Below are 14826 nucleotides of genomic sequence, written 5' to 3'. Positions count from 1 at the left end.
TATTTCTTACGCATACATCCATCTTTGCCATTTTCGATACATTCGGCCGTTCCAATAAAAGAAGTGAGATGTCATGCCACCAGCGCGCAACAATTGTTTCGCTAGCTTACGAATCGCCTCTTGCTCATGTACTTTTTCATCTGATAAATATAATCCGAGCAAACCACGATGAATGAAGCGATGAAATTCGCGATGCGGCAACTGTGCGATATGGCGCTCTGCTTCTTCAACGAAATGACATAAACGGGCAAATAGCGTCTCTTCATTTGGATAATAAAAACAAAAATTCAAATCTCCACCTTGCCGATCTTCTTCTTGATCAATCAAATAATCAAGCAAAATGTGAAGCCCTTGTACGTATGGAAAATAACTATTGCGCACCCGTTCAGCAAGACGAACATCAAACGACTCGGTGCAGGCGTAAGCAACTAAACAAAAAATGCCGAGCGTTGAACCAGAACAAGCAGAAAATTCATACCACTCCATTTTCGGCAACGATGCCTCATGTTTGGCAAACCACTGCTTTAGACGCGGAATGCGCTCTTCTTTTTTTACATGTTTATGTACTTGTAAGTCACAATAATATGACGCAAGTTCATGTAAAAATGGAGCAATGACGTCATAATGTTTCACTTCTTGCAACATTTCTTGGCACGTATCGACAAGGGCATGCAAATAGCCGCCGTCATCTTGTTCCGCACGATAACGATAATATGCATCTTTTTTTGCTCCAACAGTCAACGCATGCATCATGGAATTATGCAACGCGCGAAAGTCAGTCGGATCCAGCGACGTACTGCGATCGCATAAATTATCGAGGTAATCGCTAATCGTTTGATAAGCAACGATAAAACGAATGCATCGCTCCATTTCTTTTCCCGCCAGTAAAGCTAAAATCGCGCCCCCTTCGCAATGAAACGTTTTTGTTGCGATGCTCGCTAACGCTTGTTTGCGCAATTCTTCGTTCGGAATAGCTTCTGCTCTTTTTTTCCAAATAGCTAATTCGCGATGTACAAGCGGAAAAACACGGCGATACACAGCCCGCATTAAACTAAAAGGATTTGTTGGGACGATCAATGAGTTCACCCCTTTGCAATTGCAAAGTTAAAAACGTATGGGCATATAAAAATACTTGTTCACGTTCAGGTTCGTTAAAAATTTCATGATACAGTTTTGACCATTCTTTATACACTTTTTCACTTATCGCCAACTGATCAAACCATGATTTCACTGCACTTTTATCGACAATTTTGTCATCCCCCGCCTGCATCACAAGCATTGGCACATCTGGCAAGTCTGCCATCTTTTCGTGCGCGATACGAATCGCCTTCACTAACTCGCGATACCAACGAACAGACACTTTTGTTACATATAATGAATCGTTTTTATCCATTTCACGCACTTCTTCATTTCGTGTTGCCATTTCTACCGTTAATCCAGTTGGAAAACGCTTTTTCGGATGAATGACATTTAAAATGCGCGAGGCAATCTCAAGCGCTTTCGGCGGATAATTCACAAGCCCTAAACAAGGAGACGATAAAATGACCCCGCGCACAGGAAGGCGCTTTTCTCGCAATGTGTGAATGACAACAAGCCCACCCATGCTGTGGCCAAGCAAAAAAATAGGCTGTTCGTACGCACTTGCTTCATGCACCCAGCTTGCGACCGTTTCTATATATTCGTCAAATGAATCGATATGTCCTCGTCGGCTGCGCGATGTCGTTCCCTGCCCCGGTAAATCTCCTGCAACAACATGAAAACCGTGCATGCGAAACATTTCAATAAGCCATTTATATCGACCATGATGTTCAGCAGCACCGTGAACGATGACAATCGTTCCTTTAGCATTTTCTCCTTCCCATTTCCACATATACACCCCTCCTTTATGTTTACGAATAGCCGAAAAATTTGTACACTAAATATAACAAAACGAAACGAAAGGGACGAGTGAAATGATTTATCCATATAAAGAACACACACCAAACATTGCACGTTCTGCTTTCATCGCCGATTACGTCACTATTACAGGCGATGTAACGATTGGAGAGGAAACGAGCGTTTGGTTTAACACAGTCATTCGCGGCGATGTCGCACCAACGATCATCGGCAACCGCGTAAACATTCAAGACAATTCCGTCCTTCATCAAAGTCCAAACAACCCACTTATTATTGAAGATGATGTCACCGTTGGCCATCAGGTCATTTTACATAGTGCCATCGTGCGAAAAGGCGCCCTCATCGGCATGGGCTCCATCATTTTAGACGGTGCTGAAATTGGTGAAGGGGCTTTTATCGGCGCTGGCAGCCTCGTTCCACAAGGAAAAAAAATCCCGCCACGCACACTTGCATTCGGTCGCCCTGCGAAAGTGATTCGTGAACTAACCGAAGAAGACGAGCGCGAAATGGCACGCATTCGCCGTGAGTATGTCGAAAAAGGACAATATTATAAATCGCTTCAAGTAAACAAACCACGTGACAAATAAGCGTGGTATTTTTACATTGTTTTATTATTTACTTAACATATGTATTTTATCATAAAGTTAGGGGGATTTGCTTATGTTGCAAAAGTGGTATGATTGGGAATGCAAGTTGTTTTACAGCATTAACCGTTATTTTGATCGGAAATGGCTTAATGCTTATTTTCGTTCGATTACACACGTTGGAGGGACAACATTTTCAATTACAGCTGTCATGCTAGCCATTTGGTTATTGCGTGATGAATGGCGCAATACTGCTATCGCAAGTGCGATCGCCTTAGCACTTAGCCATATTCCTGTCGCAATGATGAAAAAAATATATCCCCGCAAACGACCGTATATTTCACTGCATAAAACGAAAGTAACAAAAAACCCATTAACTGACCATTCATTTCCATCAGGACATACGACTGCAATATTTTCTGTCATCGTTCCGTTTTTACTATACGCCCCGTCATTAACAATCTGGCTCTTGCCGATTGCATGTAGCGTTGCTATTTCGCGCATTTATTTAGGGCTTCATTATCCGTCTGATGTACTTGTCGGCTGCATGTTCGGTACGTTGTTTGGTATTGCTTCATTTTCTGTTCTTACTTAAAAAATAGGAAAGGAGAGCTACATCTTGTAACTCTCCTCTTTTCCTTACTTCGCTAACTGTAACGCTTGTTGTTTTAATGCTTCCGCTTTATCTGTACGCTCCCAAGGAAGATCAATGTCCGTGCGACCGAAGTGACCATAAGCCGCTGTTTGCTTATAAATCGGGCGACGGAGATCGAGCATTTTAATAATGCCTGCTGGGCGAAGATCGAAGTTGTTGCGCACCACTTCAATTAATACATCCTCAGATACTTTGCCTGTGCCAAACGTGTCGATTGAGATCGATACAGGTTGCGCCACACCGATCGCATATGCTAATTGCACTTCACATTTATCCGCAAGACCTGCTGCGACAATGTTTTTCGCTACGTAACGAGCCGCATATGCTGCCGAACGATCTACCTTCGTTGGATCTTTTCCTGAGAAAGCCCCACCGCCGTGACGAGCATAACCACCGTAAGTGTCAACGATAATTTTGCGTCCTGTTAACCCTGCGTCACCTTGTGGACCACCGATGACGAAACGACCTGTTGGGTTAATGAAATATTTTGTGTTTTCATCGATCAACTCCGCTGGAACGACAGGTTGAATGACATGTTCTTTAATGTTGCGCACAATTTGATCTTGCGTAATTTCTGGATGATGTTGTGTTGAAATAACGATCGTATCGATACGTACAGGTTTGCCGTTTTCATCGTACTCGACTGTCACTTGCGTTTTTCCGTCTGGACGTAAGTACGGTAAAATATCTTCTTTCCGCACTTCTGCTAGACGACGTGCCAGTTTGTGTGCAAGCGAAATTGGAAGCGGCATAAGCTCTTTCGTTTCGTTGCACGCAAAACCAAACATTAATCCTTGGTCTCCTGCACCGATCGCTTCGATTTCTTCATCTGTCATTTGCCCTTCACGAGCTTCTAACGCTTTGTCAACACCCATCGCGATGTCTGGTGATTGTTCATCAATTGACGTTAATACGGCGCACGTATCGGCATCAAAACCGTATTTTGCACGTGTATAGCCAATCTCGCGAATCGTTTCACGAACAATTTTTGGAATATCTACATATGTAGACGTTGTAATTTCTCCGCTGACTAAAACAAGTCCTGTTGTTACACTCGTTTCGCATGCAACACGCGCATTTGGATCATTCGCTAAAATCGCATCTAAAATCGCATCGGAAATTTGGTCACAAATTTTATCCGGATGCCCTTCCGTTACAGATTCAGATGTAAACAGACGACGTTTAGGCATTCAAACATTCCTCCTCAGTATAATGACAAATGATACGGTACTCATCCCTCTTATTATGGTCTATCGTGAAAAAAACCTTTCCCTCAGAGGAAAGGTTCTTGCATTTGTCTGCGCCTTTCACTCTTATCGTTCAAGGGCGTCCCCTTGCCACAGGTTAGCACCTTTTCACGTATGTGACGGTTGCTGGGTTTCATCGGGCCTGTCCCCCTCCACCAACTCGGGATAAGAGTATCCGTTCATCTCAGCATCATATCACATCTATCATAAGCGAGTCAACGTTTTTCCTCCCTTTATGATGTCTAAAATAAATTTAAGAAAATACACGAATTAGTATGGACTATTTATCAAAATGTGTTATACTTTTTACATAAAGATAAATCAAACAAAGGTAGGTTTTGTCCAATGAATTCCATTGAACTGACAAACAAATTATCAATGCTCTTACAAAGGGATGGGGTTTTTCATAACTTATCTGTACCACGATTAGTAGAAAAAGTATTGACTCGCAAAGAAGGCGTCCTCACTTCATCAGGAGCAGTTTGTGCAACGACTGGAAAATATACCGGACGTTCTCCAAAAGATAAATATATTGTAGAAGAACCATCTGTTAAACATAAAATTGATTGGGGAACTGTCAACCAACCAATTTCTGAAGAAGTATTTGATAAACTTTACAACAAAGTGATCGATTATTTAATGACAAAAGAAGAACTATTTGTATTTAATGGCTTTGCAGGCGCCGATCCTGCTTATCGCTTACCGATTCAAGTTATCAATGAATTGGCTTGGCATAACTTATTTGCCCATCAATTGTTCATTCGTCCAACAGCGGAAGAATTACAAACACATGAACCACAATTTACAGTCATTTCTGCACCAACATTTAAGGCAAATCCATCTGTTGACGGCACGCGTTCAGAAACGTTTATTATTATCTCATTTGAACGTCGTACCGTGCTTATTGGTGGAACAGAATATGCTGGTGAAATGAAAAAATCCGTTTTCTCTGTCATGAACTTTTTATTGCCAGAACAAGGAATCTTCCCGATGCACTGTTCAGCAAACGTCGGTCAAGAAGGTGATGTCGCGCTCTTTTTCGGTTTATCTGGTACAGGAAAAACAACGCTTTCTGCTGATCCAAACCGTCGCCTAATTGGCGATGACGAGCACGGTTGGTCAAACAACGGTGTTTTTAATATTGAAGGTGGATGTTATGCCAAATGCATTAACTTATCACGTGAAAAAGAGCCGCAAATTTTCGATGCGATTCGCTTCGGCTCCGTATTAGAAAACGTCATGATGGATCCAGATACGCGCATACCAAATTACGACGATGCAACGTTAACTGAAAATACGCGTGCGGCGTACCCGCTTGAAGCGATGGATAATATTGTTCAACCAAGCATTGCAGGTCATCCGCATACGATCGTCTTTTTAACAGCAGATGCATTCGGGGTATTGCCACCAATTAGTAAATTAACGAAAGAACAAGCAATGTATCATTTCTTAAGCGGATATACAAGCAAGTTAGCGGGCACAGAGCGCGGAATTACAGCACCGGAAGCAACGTTCTCTACATGCTTCGGCTCACCGTTTTTACCGCTTCCAGCAACACGATATGCAGACATGCTTGGACAAAAAATCGATGCTCACGGCGTTCAAGTATTTTTAATCAACACCGGCTGGACGGGAGGCGGATACGGCATTGGCGAACGGATGAAGCTATCGTATACGCGCGCGATGGTAAAAGCAGCGTTAGAAGGAGAATTAAACAACGTCGAAACCGTTCAAGACCCGATTTTCGGTCTGCATATTCCGCTTCACGTCCCAGGTGTGCCTGATGAAGTGCTGCAACCAAAAAGCACATGGGCCGATCCAGAAGCGTATGAACAAAAAGCAAAAGAACTTGCGGCGAAGTTCCGCGAAAACTTTAAAAAATTCACAAACATCGATCCACGCATCGAACAACTCGGTGGACCAATTGCATAAACGAAAAGCTGCCTGTTTATTCGGCAGCTTTTTTCATTTTTAATGAAATAGCTTTCAATGACACACCTCCCCTATAATAAAATATAAGGGCGGATATTTGTTATGCATATGTCAAATGCGCTTATTTCCCCTACGGCACGATGTGGGGGCTACTAGCTACGTACTAAAAAATTAAACATCAAAGCCGATAGAGCTACCGCTTTACCTCTTATGCTACAAGGGAGAAAATAAGGCGTGGCTGATTGCCCACGTCTTATTTTTATTCTAAAAACAAAAAAGCGCCGGTATGCGACGCTTTATTTTTGCTTCACCATTTTTTCTAAAACATTTTCTTTCACTTTATGCGAAAGGTCATCTATATTCAATCCATTTCCGAGCGTTCCGTACACGTATCCTTCGCGCGGTTCAATGAGTTCTGTTTGTTCGTGATAAAGCCGTGGTGTTTTCCATAGCGCAATTAACGCTTTTGTCATCGGCATTTCATGATAACGGTCCGGCCATAGTTGCTTAATATATTGTTTAACGAGCGGATAATATTTTGAACTCATCGCTGGGAATAAATGATGTTCTGTATGGTGCGAAAAGTTAAAATGCAATACGTCGACCCACTTCGGAACGATGACGGTTAGGCTATTCGCTAATGGATCGTTAACTGGGACGAGCGGATTTAAGCGATGGTTCGTTGAAATGTATCCCATCACGATTGCATTTCCAATAAGTAGTGGAAGAACGAACGCAAAGAGCCATTTTTCTACTCCGATCATCAACAATAATCCAATCCATACCGACCATGGTAAGACAAATTGCCAAAATACAGCACGACGACTTCCTTTTTCAAACTCCTTCCAAAAGTGAAGAAGCATATGAAGCGAATGAACCGTAAACATCCCTGCCAATGACAAAAAGGAGAAAAACGCACGAATCGGAAACGGAATGCGGTAAATCCAGCGAAGAAAACGACTTTGAGCTAAACGTTTGATCGTCGGCCAAGCATCCGGATCAAGCTCCTCATGTTGGGTATGCACATGATGGGTCGCATTATGCCACTTTCGCCATAACTTCGGACCTGTGCAAAGCGGCAAAAATGCGATGCCACCTAGCAAATCACGAAGCCATGCTCGCTTTACGACCGTTCCGTGCAAAATTTCATGTCCTAAAAACCCTAAACCCGCAAAACAAAACCCAATAACAACAGAAAGCAATCCGTTCCATAACCAATGTAGGTCAAATAAAGAAATCGTGACGATACCACTAACTAAAACGAGCATGTAAGCGAGACCACCAAACAACCGAGACGGCACAGAACGGAACGCTTCTTCAGGCAAATACGGAGCAATACGAGCTGCGTACCATCCAAATGAATGAAATTGTTTCATCAATAAAAAACTCCCCCTCATACGTAAACACTTCGTTCAAAAAAGAAATGAATATTCAAACATCTCTCTTTCAAACTTATTGTCATCGTACCATTTACATTTTTGTCCTGTCAATAAAATTTATTATCAGATCATATTATTTATTTATATGATATAGTATCAATATATGAAATGCAGTTGTGCAATAGTGATAAATGTGTTTCAATGAAGGTAAAAACGTAGAATGTGGGGTGAAACATATGGGTATGCCGTTAGAAATACAAACAATGATCGTCACAAACGGAAAAGAAAAACGAATTGAACATAACTTATTTGTTTTGCAAAAAGAAGGCTATCGTTTATATCCACTTGATATCCCGTTAGAAGTAAGACGAGTAAAGCACGGAGAAGCAACAGGGCAAGCTGTTGTCAAAAAACTTGTTCTTCAAAACGAGACAACGATCGTTACATATGAATTGATTGCCTTACATTCAATTAATTAAACCGTCGTGTCATCTGCCACGGCGGTTTTCTTTTTCGGGCATTCACACATTTTTATTAGGCGCATACAATAAAGCAAACGAAAGGAAAGAGGGAAAGAGGATGCGAAAATGGGGGCTTTTGTTCGTTGCTTTTATGTTTTTACTCGCAGCTTGCTCATCAAATGATGTAAAAACGTTGCGCATTGCCGAAGTAACTCGTTCGATTTTTTACGCACCTCAATACGTCGCGATTGAGAAAGGCTTTTTTGCTGAAGAAGGGCTTCATATCGAACTGAATACGACGTGGGGCGGCGATAAAACAATGACGACACTTTTATCGAACGGAGCGGATATTGCGCTCGTCGGCTCAGAAACGTCCATTTACGTGTATAGTCAAGGAGCAACAGATCCTGTTATTAACTTTGCCCAATTGACACAAACTGATGGGACATTTTTAGTTTCACGAAAACCAATCGCCAACTTCTCATGGGATCAACTAAAAGGAAGTACATTTTTAGGACAACGAAAAGGTGGCATGCCGCAAATGGTCGGAGAATACGTCTTGAAGCAACACGGAATTGACCCGCACAAAGATTTAAACCTCATTCAAAATATTGAATTCGCAAATATTGCCAATGCATTTGCGAGCGGCACAGGCGATTTCGTCCAACTATTTGAGCCGACTGCTAGCATTTTTGAACAAGAAGGAAAAGGATATATTGTCGCTTCGTTCGGAACAGAATCTGGTCACCTTCCATATACAACATTTATGGCAAAACAAAGTTTCATTGACGAAAATAAAGATGTCATCGCAAAGTTTACACGCGCCCTTTATAAAGCACAACAATGGGTACAAACACACGATGCAAAAGAAATCGCGATAGTCATTCAACCGTACTTTGAAGATACAGATATTGCTCTGATTGAAAAAGTCGTCGATCGCTATAAACAACAAGGCTCATACGCGACCGATCCGATTTTAGATGAAGAAGAATGGAACAATCTCCAAAACGTGATGAAGGAAGCAAATGAATTACCGTCGTACGTGGATCACTCCATTTTAGTCAATACATCATTTGCTGAACATGCAAAAAAGTAGGTGAACATCATGCCCATTTTAACGATTGATCAAGTGATGCACGCCTACGTCACAAACCAATCTGCCGTATTAGCGCTTGATCATCTTTCACTCACTGTCGAGAGGGGAGAATTTCTCTCCTTCCTCGGCCCGAGCGGCTGCGGAAAAACAACGCTTCTTTCAATTATCGCAGGATTGATCGAACCGACAAAAGGACGTGTGCTCATCGAAGGAAAAGAAATAAGAACAATGCGTCAAACGATTGGATATATGCTACAACATGATTATTTGTTCCCATGGAAGACGATCGAACAAAACGTGACACTTGGATTAAAGCTAATGGGAAAATATAGCGAGAAAACAAGGAGACAAACACTCGCCCTATTGCATCAAATCGGGCTGCACGATGTCGATGACCGCTATCCTAATGAATTGTCGGGAGGAATGCGCCAACGCGCTGCACTCGTACGCACGCTTGCAACGGATCCGAAAATATTACTGTTAGATGAGCCGTTTTCAGCGCTTGATTATCAAACAAAGCTCAAACTAGAAGATCTTGTATGGGAAACGTTAAAACAGTATCAAAAAACAGCACTTCTTGTCACGCACGATATTGGTGAAGCCATTGCGATGAGCGACCGCATCGTTTTATTTACCGGAAGACCGGGAAAAATTCAAAAAATCGTTACCGTTCCAGATTCGTTAAAAGCGTGTACACCGTTTCAAGCCCGCCAACATCCAGATTTTTCACCGCTCTTTCAAATGATTTGGAAGGAGTTAGAGAGCATTGAACAAACATGAGTGGTTGCAACGTATATACGATCAGTATATGGCATACGAAAAACGTGAAAAACGAATCGTCCGCTTTTTTCAAGCGATCATTGTCATTGCATTTTTCAGCTTATGGGAAATCACGAGCCGCCTTCATTGGATCGATCCTCTTTTATTTAGCTCACCGTCTTCGATTTGGCATTTGTTTACTACAAAAATACGTGATCACACATTGCTTTCACATACAACTGTCACATTAACTGAGACGGTGCTAGGTTTTATTGTTGGTACGATGATTGGCGTTTGTTTTGCTGCAATACTTTGGTGGTTTCCTCGCGTCTCAAAAATCGTTGATCCGTATTTAGTCATTTTAAACGCAATGCCAAAAGTAGCGCTCGGCCCGATTTTAATCGTCGCACTCGGACCAAATATGACATCGATCGTCGCCATGGGAGCGATCATTTCCATTATTATTACAACGATTGTCGTTTACACATCATTTAAAGAAGTAGATGCAAACTATATAAAAGTGCTTCAAACATTCGGCGCAACGAAGCGACAATGGTTTACAGAAGCGATTTTACCTGCTTCCTTTCCAACGATCATTTCAACGCTAAAAGTGAACGTTGGCTTATCTTGGGTTGGGGTCATCGTCGGTGAATTTCTCGTCTCTAAACAAGGGCTCGGCTATATGATTATTTACGGCTTCCAAGTGTTTAACTTTACGCTCGTTTTATTAAGTTTGCTTATGATTGCTTTACTCTCTAGCATCATGTACCAGCTTGTCAGTTGGTTTGAAAAAAAATTAATAAAACGCGCATAACCCCACACGCAAAGAAAAAGCGGTGGGGTTTTACGACATTCCCCGCCGCTGTAACTCTTGTTTTGTATACATCCATACGCCATCTTTCATAATAAAACTAAATCGTTCATCTTTCGCTACGTCATCTGGTATATGCTCAATGAGAACAGGACCATTTGTTTCAAAATACGACTCCCTTTGTTCCAAAGATTTAACATGGGCAAAATAAATATTTTTTACAATCGTTTCATTTGGACGTTTCACTTCATACTGTCCGATATACGTGATTGTCTGAACGATGCCTCCTGTTTCTTCCCTTACTTCACGAATGGCTGCCTGTTCCGCCGTTTCTCCTTCTTCTACTTTGCCGCCTGGAAACTCCCAGCCGCGTATCGCATGATTTGTCAACAGCCAATGGTTATCGTAACGGCAAATGACAAATACGTGTTTGGGATGTTGCGAAAAAGGATGATCAGCGAAAGAAAGTCGAACATCGTATCCGTAATAGTCTTGAAATACTATCATAGCCGTCTACCCTCAACTGTATGTTTTCTTCATTGTACCACACAGTAAAGTTGTCGACAGCCTTTATAACTGTATGACACCCATCGTTTCAATTTGTTGTTTCGCTTCTTCATCACCAAGTTCATAAATCATTTCATACACTTTTTTCATCGCGTTGTCATACCCGTCGTTCGGCCGATCATAATGATATTGCACATATGGCACATGTGCACGCCAAAACGATTGCCAATCGGATGAATACATTTCATCAAAATACTCCCGTAATTGAATGATTTCTTCATCCGTCGCTTCAATGCGAAATTCCCATGGGGAGGCCGTTTTCACTTGTGAAATTTCGCCACGTGCCACCGAAACATAATACGTTTTTTTCATCGACCCACCTCTTTTTCGTTTGTTACGGTTAGTGTGAGTCGATTCATTTATTTTCATGCAACAAAAGCACTCATCTGCGACTGAACATGCAAATAAGGTGGGGCCACTCCCACCTTATCCGAGAAACGATTTGAGCATCCATACATGTTTTTCTAAACTTTGATGAATGCCTAAAAGCATATCGCCTGTTGTTTCATCTCCAATTTCTCCGGCGTAGTCCATGCCAGCTTTCAATTCTTCAATCATCGTTTCAAAATCGCGAACAATTTCCGCTACCATTTCTTCCGCCGTTTCATTTCCTTTTGCTTCATGTACAGATGCTACCGCTAAATAATCTTTCATCGTTGCTAGCGGTTTTCCACCTAATGCTAATAAACGTTCTGCTAACTCATCAATATGTAGTGCCGCTTCATTGTACAACTCTTCAAATTTTGTATGCAACGTAAAAAACTGCGGCCCTTTCACATACCAATGGTAGTTGTGTAATTTTACATATAACACGTTCCAGTTTGCAATTTGTTTGTTGACAATATCAATTAATTTTTCTTTCATCCTTGTTCCCTCCTCAATCATAACTTTTCCCCTCTTTCATTATAGCAAACAAAAAAATTTTTGGAAAATGATACGCTTTTTGCATGAACAATGTAGAGAGACATGTAACCATCATTGTATCGGTAGTGACCACTTCGAGAGCATAGTTGATAAATTGCCGGGTGAAAAAAATAAAGGTTCAGACATGTAACATCTGAACCTTTATTTTTAGCCAAACACTTTTTTCAATTCTTCTTTTGGCTGCGACAGCCAGTAACGCATAAGCCGCTTTGCTCCTTCTAAATCATGCAATTTCGCTTGACCGCACTCTTTTTCTGTTGCGGCTGGCACTTCTGTAACGGTTAACGCCTCATTCATCGTCGCCTCTAACAAGTCAATAATTTCTTCGACTGTTGGCGTACCGCTAACAACTAAATAATAACCTGTTTGACATCCCATCGGAGAAATGTCAATAATATCAAAATGGTCATATTTTTCGGCATGCTTACGAATGTGCACCGCTAGCAAGTGCTCAAGCGTATGAATAGCTGCTGGCTGCATCGCTTCTTTATTTGGTTGACAAAAGCGAATATCAAATTTATTCACAACACCGTCGCTACCGACTTGATGAACGCCACAATGGCGAACGTACGGTGCTTTGACCGCACAATGATCAAGCTCAAAGCTTTCTACTGAAGGCATATGTCTCACCTCTTTCTCAATCGTTACGTTTTTATCATACACAAAAGTCCGACTTTTTTCATCTTTTTTCGTTGGAATTGATTCATGCGCCTATGTTACAATAAACAAAAATAGGGATAGGTGTATTGAATGAAACATATATTTATTTTGTTTATTCGCTTTTACCAACGTTTCATTTCCCCCTTAAAGCCACCGACATGCCGCTTTTATCCGACTTGTTCACATTATGGGTTAGAGGCCATTCGTCGCTTCGGTGCGCTCAAAGGTGGCTATTTAACCGCCAAACGTATTTTAAAATGCCATCCGTTTCACCCCGGTGGATTTGATCCTGTACCCGAGAAAGAGCAAAAATAGTTGTTCTTTCTCTTTTTTTTCGATATGATAAACATTGTAAACCGTAATAATTACGTTTGAAGATTGGTCTACTTTTGTCGATCCACTTCCACCATTTGTTAGTTTTTCATAGTTTTCAAATCGTAACGATTACGATATAATAAAGCAAGAGAAAAGGATGTTTTCTGTTTCCAGAAACATCCTTCTGTTGAGAGGGGGAAGAACATGAAATTACGAGCCGTTTTATCTATTATACTTACAAGTACGTTAACATTGTTTGGTTGTAATAAACAAGAACAGGCGGCACCATCGATCGCCGGAAAAACAGACAATAAGCTTATCATTTATACGACTGTATATCCACTTCAAGATTTTACTCAAAAAATTGGCGGTGAGCACGTTCAAGTGGAAAGCGTATACCCTCCTGGCGTCGATGTGCACACATATGAACCGACAGCCAAAACGATGCAACACATTGCCGATAGCGACGCTTTCATTTACGTCGGTCAAGGCATGGAAGGATTTGTTGAACGCATCGTCAAAACGCTGGAAAATGAGCGCGTCAAGTTCGTGGAAGCAACCGCAGGAATTGATTTACTTCTAGCCAATCATACTCATGAAGACGGGCATGCTCACGAAGATGAACATGAACATGAACATGCACATGAAGATGAACATGATCACGGACATGATCACGGAGATGTAGATCCTCACGTCTGGCTAGATCCGATTTATTCCATTCAAATGGCTGAAACAATTAAACAAACGTTAACGGAACTAAAACCTGAGGCAAAAAATGATTTTGAACAAAACTTTGCTTCGTTAAAACAGCAGCTTGAACAGCTCGATAGCCAGTTCCAACAATTGATAAAAGGCGCGAAAAGAAAAGAAATTCTTGTCGCTCATGCGGCTTACGGCTATTGGGAGAAACGATACGGCTTAAAACAAATAAGCGTAACGGGGCTATCACCAACAAACGAACCGTCACAAAAACAACTTGCTTCGATCATTCAAACAGCAAAAGAGCGTGACATACGCTATATCTTTTTTGAACAAAACGTGACATCCAAAATCGCTGAAGTCGTAAAAAATGAAATTGGGGCTGATGTGCTCATTCTTCACAACTTAGAAGCGCGCACAAACGATGATATTGCAAACAACAAAGACTATTTTGCGATTATGAATGAAAATATTACAGCATTAAAAAAGGCGTTACAATAAGCGATCATAACGATCGCTTATTTTTTTGTATATTTTTCCCATTCCAAATCAAACTATGAAACGACATTGTATGGAAAAGGATGAACATTTCGGTATGGATCACGTATTAACAGCAAGAACATTGTTCGGCACAACAATGGCGTCTCACATTATTTTCAATACATTTCGCGCTCTTTTCGTGACGTATATTGTCGACTTTGCGATTTTATTTCCAGGATTCATTTATTTTTGGAGGCTGTTTATGAAAGATCGTCGCTATTTAGCAAATGATGAAAAATAATGATTGCAAATGTTGAAATTTTTCGCTATAGTTTTAAACGTAAACCTTTTTTATACAATA

The 14826-nt window shown here is 41.2% G+C and carries 17 protein-coding genes, 1 pseudogene and 1 riboswitch; of the genes and pseudogenes, 10 read left to right on the top strand and 8 right to left on the bottom strand.

Annotated features, from left to right (window positions below; genetic code table 11):
- Positions 1–6: 6 nt before the first annotated feature.
- Together tbcS and ABEV15_RS03560 are read right to left on the bottom strand one after the other, a co-directional pair.
- Positions 7–1077 carry a tetraprenyl-beta-curcumene synthase gene (gene tbcS / locus ABEV15_RS03565; RefSeq protein ID WP_498852367.1) on the bottom strand — a complete coding sequence of 357 codons (1071 nt, stop codon included), beginning with the start codon at positions 1075–1077 and terminating at the stop codon, positions 7–9.
- Complete coding sequence (locus ABEV15_RS03560) at positions 1052–1870, bottom strand: alpha/beta hydrolase (protein WP_498852366.1); 819 nt, start codon at positions 1868–1870, stop codon at positions 1052–1054. The genes tbcS and ABEV15_RS03560 overlap by 26 nt, the downstream gene beginning before the upstream one ends.
- A gap of 82 nt (positions 1871–1952) precedes the next feature.
- On the opposite strand from ABEV15_RS03560, the gene ABEV15_RS03555 reads away from it, so the two are divergent.
- Both ABEV15_RS03555 and ABEV15_RS03550 read left to right on the top strand, forming a co-directional pair.
- The gene (locus ABEV15_RS03555; protein WP_004888957.1) at positions 1953–2483 is read left to right on the top strand and encodes a gamma carbonic anhydrase; all 531 of its coding nucleotides are present in this window, start codon (positions 1953–1955) and stop codon (positions 2481–2483) included.
- Positions 2484–2556: 73 nt separating this feature from the next.
- Positions 2557–3075 carry a phosphatase PAP2 family protein gene (locus ABEV15_RS03550; protein WP_498852365.1) on the top strand — a complete coding sequence of 173 codons (519 nt, stop codon included), beginning with the start codon at positions 2557–2559 and terminating at the stop codon, positions 3073–3075.
- 44 nt (positions 3076–3119) lie between these two features.
- On the opposite strand, the gene metK is transcribed toward ABEV15_RS03550, so the two are convergent.
- Positions 3120–4325, bottom strand: a complete 1206-nt coding sequence (gene metK / locus ABEV15_RS03545) for a methionine adenosyltransferase (RefSeq protein WP_429630305.1) — start codon at positions 4323–4325, stop codon at positions 3120–3122.
- Between the two features lie 120 nt (positions 4326–4445).
- Positions 4446–4554: riboswitch (SAM riboswitch) on the bottom strand.
- Between the two features lie 173 nt (positions 4555–4727).
- Between metK and pckA the strand changes: the two genes are divergently transcribed.
- A complete protein-coding gene (gene pckA / locus ABEV15_RS03540) occupies positions 4728–6314 on the top strand; it encodes a phosphoenolpyruvate carboxykinase (ATP) (RefSeq protein ID WP_498852364.1) in 1587 nt (528 codons plus the stop codon).
- 296 nt (positions 6315–6610) lie between these two features.
- Here pckA and desB read toward each other — a convergent pair whose 3' ends face one another.
- Complete coding sequence (desB, locus tag ABEV15_RS03535) at positions 6611–7690, bottom strand: Delta(10) desaturase DesB (protein ID WP_498852403.1); 1080 nt, start codon at positions 7688–7690, stop codon at positions 6611–6613.
- 239 nt (positions 7691–7929) lie between these two features.
- Between desB and ABEV15_RS03530 the strand changes: the two genes are divergently transcribed.
- From ABEV15_RS03530 to ABEV15_RS03515, 4 genes are all read left to right on the top strand, one after another.
- Positions 7930–8172 carry a DUF2584 domain-containing protein gene (locus tag ABEV15_RS03530; protein ID WP_429630311.1) on the top strand — a complete coding sequence of 81 codons (243 nt, stop codon included), beginning with the start codon at positions 7930–7932 and terminating at the stop codon, positions 8170–8172.
- A gap of 100 nt (positions 8173–8272) precedes the next feature.
- Positions 8273–9250, top strand: coding sequence for an ABC transporter substrate-binding protein (locus ABEV15_RS03525; RefSeq protein WP_429630313.1), 978 nt, complete (start codon positions 8273–8275; stop codon positions 9248–9250).
- A gap of 9 nt (positions 9251–9259) precedes the next feature.
- On the top strand, positions 9260–10030 hold the full coding sequence (locus ABEV15_RS03520) for an ABC transporter ATP-binding protein (RefSeq protein WP_498852363.1): 771 nt from the start codon (positions 9260–9262) through the stop codon (positions 10028–10030).
- Entirely contained in the window at positions 10017–10823 is an 807-nt protein-coding gene (locus ABEV15_RS03515; RefSeq protein WP_339172823.1) for an ABC transporter permease, read from the top strand. The genes ABEV15_RS03520 and ABEV15_RS03515 overlap by 14 nt, the downstream gene beginning before the upstream one ends.
- A 30-nt stretch (positions 10824–10853) precedes the next feature.
- Here the strand turns inward: ABEV15_RS03515 and ytkD are convergent, their stop codons facing one another.
- The 4 genes from ytkD to ABEV15_RS03495 all read right to left on the bottom strand — a co-directional run bounded on the left by ytkD (position 10854) and on the right by ABEV15_RS03495 (position 12932).
- Positions 10854–11327 (bottom strand): RNA deprotection pyrophosphohydrolase, encoded by a 474-nt coding sequence (gene ytkD, locus ABEV15_RS03510; RefSeq protein ID WP_429630318.1) that lies wholly within the window; start codon positions 11325–11327, stop codon positions 10854–10856.
- A 63-nt stretch (positions 11328–11390) separates the two neighbouring features.
- Positions 11391–11699, bottom strand: coding sequence for a hypothetical protein (locus ABEV15_RS03505; RefSeq protein ID WP_004888947.1), 309 nt, complete (start codon positions 11697–11699; stop codon positions 11391–11393).
- Between the two features lie 114 nt (positions 11700–11813).
- Entirely contained in the window at positions 11814–12251 is a 438-nt protein-coding gene (locus ABEV15_RS03500) for a Dps family protein (protein WP_012574110.1), read from the bottom strand.
- 207 nt (positions 12252–12458) lie between these two features.
- On the bottom strand, positions 12459–12932 hold the full coding sequence (locus ABEV15_RS03495) for an S-ribosylhomocysteine lyase (protein ID WP_003397762.1): 474 nt from the start codon (positions 12930–12932) through the stop codon (positions 12459–12461).
- A 129-nt stretch (positions 12933–13061) separates the two neighbouring features.
- Here ABEV15_RS03495 and yidD point away from each other — a divergent pair, with 129 nt between their 5' ends.
- From yidD to ABEV15_RS03480, 3 genes and pseudogenes are all read left to right on the top strand, one after another.
- Complete coding sequence (gene yidD, locus ABEV15_RS03490) at positions 13062–13286, top strand: membrane protein insertion efficiency factor YidD (RefSeq protein WP_429630324.1); 225 nt, start codon at positions 13062–13064, stop codon at positions 13284–13286.
- A 204-nt stretch (positions 13287–13490) separates the two neighbouring features.
- Positions 13491–14486 carry a metal ABC transporter substrate-binding protein gene (locus ABEV15_RS03485; protein WP_498852362.1) on the top strand — a complete coding sequence of 332 codons (996 nt, stop codon included), beginning with the start codon at positions 13491–13493 and terminating at the stop codon, positions 14484–14486.
- A gap of 160 nt (positions 14487–14646) precedes the next feature.
- Positions 14647–14766, top strand: a pseudogene (locus ABEV15_RS03480) (cytochrome d ubiquinol oxidase subunit II); the annotation flags it as partial.
- Positions 14767–14826 lie beyond the last annotated feature (60 nt).

The organism is Bhargavaea massiliensis, assembly GCF_050480245.1.
Taxonomy (GTDB): domain Bacteria; phylum Bacillota; class Bacilli; order Bacillales; family Anoxybacillaceae; genus Anoxybacillus.
This window is presented reverse-complemented; position numbering and strand designations above follow the sequence as displayed.

Bases quoted from the DNA above. Each gene is read 5' to 3' on its own strand.
- ABEV15_RS03560 (WP_498852366.1), bottom strand. From the start codon at position 1,870: ATGTGGAAATGGGAAGGAGAAAATGCTAAAGGAACGATTGTCATCGTT.
- ABEV15_RS03555 (WP_004888957.1), top strand. From the start codon at position 1,953: ATGATTTATCCATATAAAGAACACACACCAAACATTGCACGTTCTGCT.
- ABEV15_RS03550 (WP_498852365.1), top strand. From the start codon at position 2,557: ATGTTGCAAAAGTGGTATGATTGGGAATGCAAGTTGTTTTACAGCATT.
- metK (WP_429630305.1), bottom strand. From the start codon at position 4,325: ATGCCTAAACGTCGTCTGTTTACATCTGAATCTGTAACGGAAGGGCAT.
- pckA (WP_498852364.1), top strand. From the start codon at position 4,728: ATGAATTCCATTGAACTGACAAACAAATTATCAATGCTCTTACAAAGG.
- desB (WP_498852403.1), bottom strand. From the start codon at position 7,690: ATGAAACAATTTCATTCATTTGGATGGTACGCAGCTCGTATTGCTCCG.
- ABEV15_RS03530 (WP_429630311.1), top strand. From the start codon at position 7,930: ATGGGTATGCCGTTAGAAATACAAACAATGATCGTCACAAACGGAAAA.
- ABEV15_RS03525 (WP_429630313.1), top strand. From the start codon at position 8,273: ATGCGAAAATGGGGGCTTTTGTTCGTTGCTTTTATGTTTTTACTCGCA.
- ABEV15_RS03520 (WP_498852363.1), top strand. From the start codon at position 9,260: ATGCCCATTTTAACGATTGATCAAGTGATGCACGCCTACGTCACAAAC.
- ytkD (WP_429630318.1), bottom strand. From the start codon at position 11,327: ATGATAGTATTTCAAGACTATTACGGATACGATGTTCGACTTTCTTTC.
- ABEV15_RS03505 (WP_004888947.1), bottom strand. From the start codon at position 11,699: ATGAAAAAAACGTATTATGTTTCGGTGGCACGTGGCGAAATTTCACAA.
- ABEV15_RS03500 (WP_012574110.1), bottom strand. From the start codon at position 12,251: ATGAAAGAAAAATTAATTGATATTGTCAACAAACAAATTGCAAACTGG.
- ABEV15_RS03495 (WP_003397762.1), bottom strand. From the start codon at position 12,932: ATGCCTTCAGTAGAAAGCTTTGAGCTTGATCATTGTGCGGTCAAAGCA.
- yidD (WP_429630324.1), top strand. From the start codon at position 13,062: ATGAAACATATATTTATTTTGTTTATTCGCTTTTACCAACGTTTCATT.
- ABEV15_RS03485 (WP_498852362.1), top strand. From the start codon at position 13,491: ATGAAATTACGAGCCGTTTTATCTATTATACTTACAAGTACGTTAACA.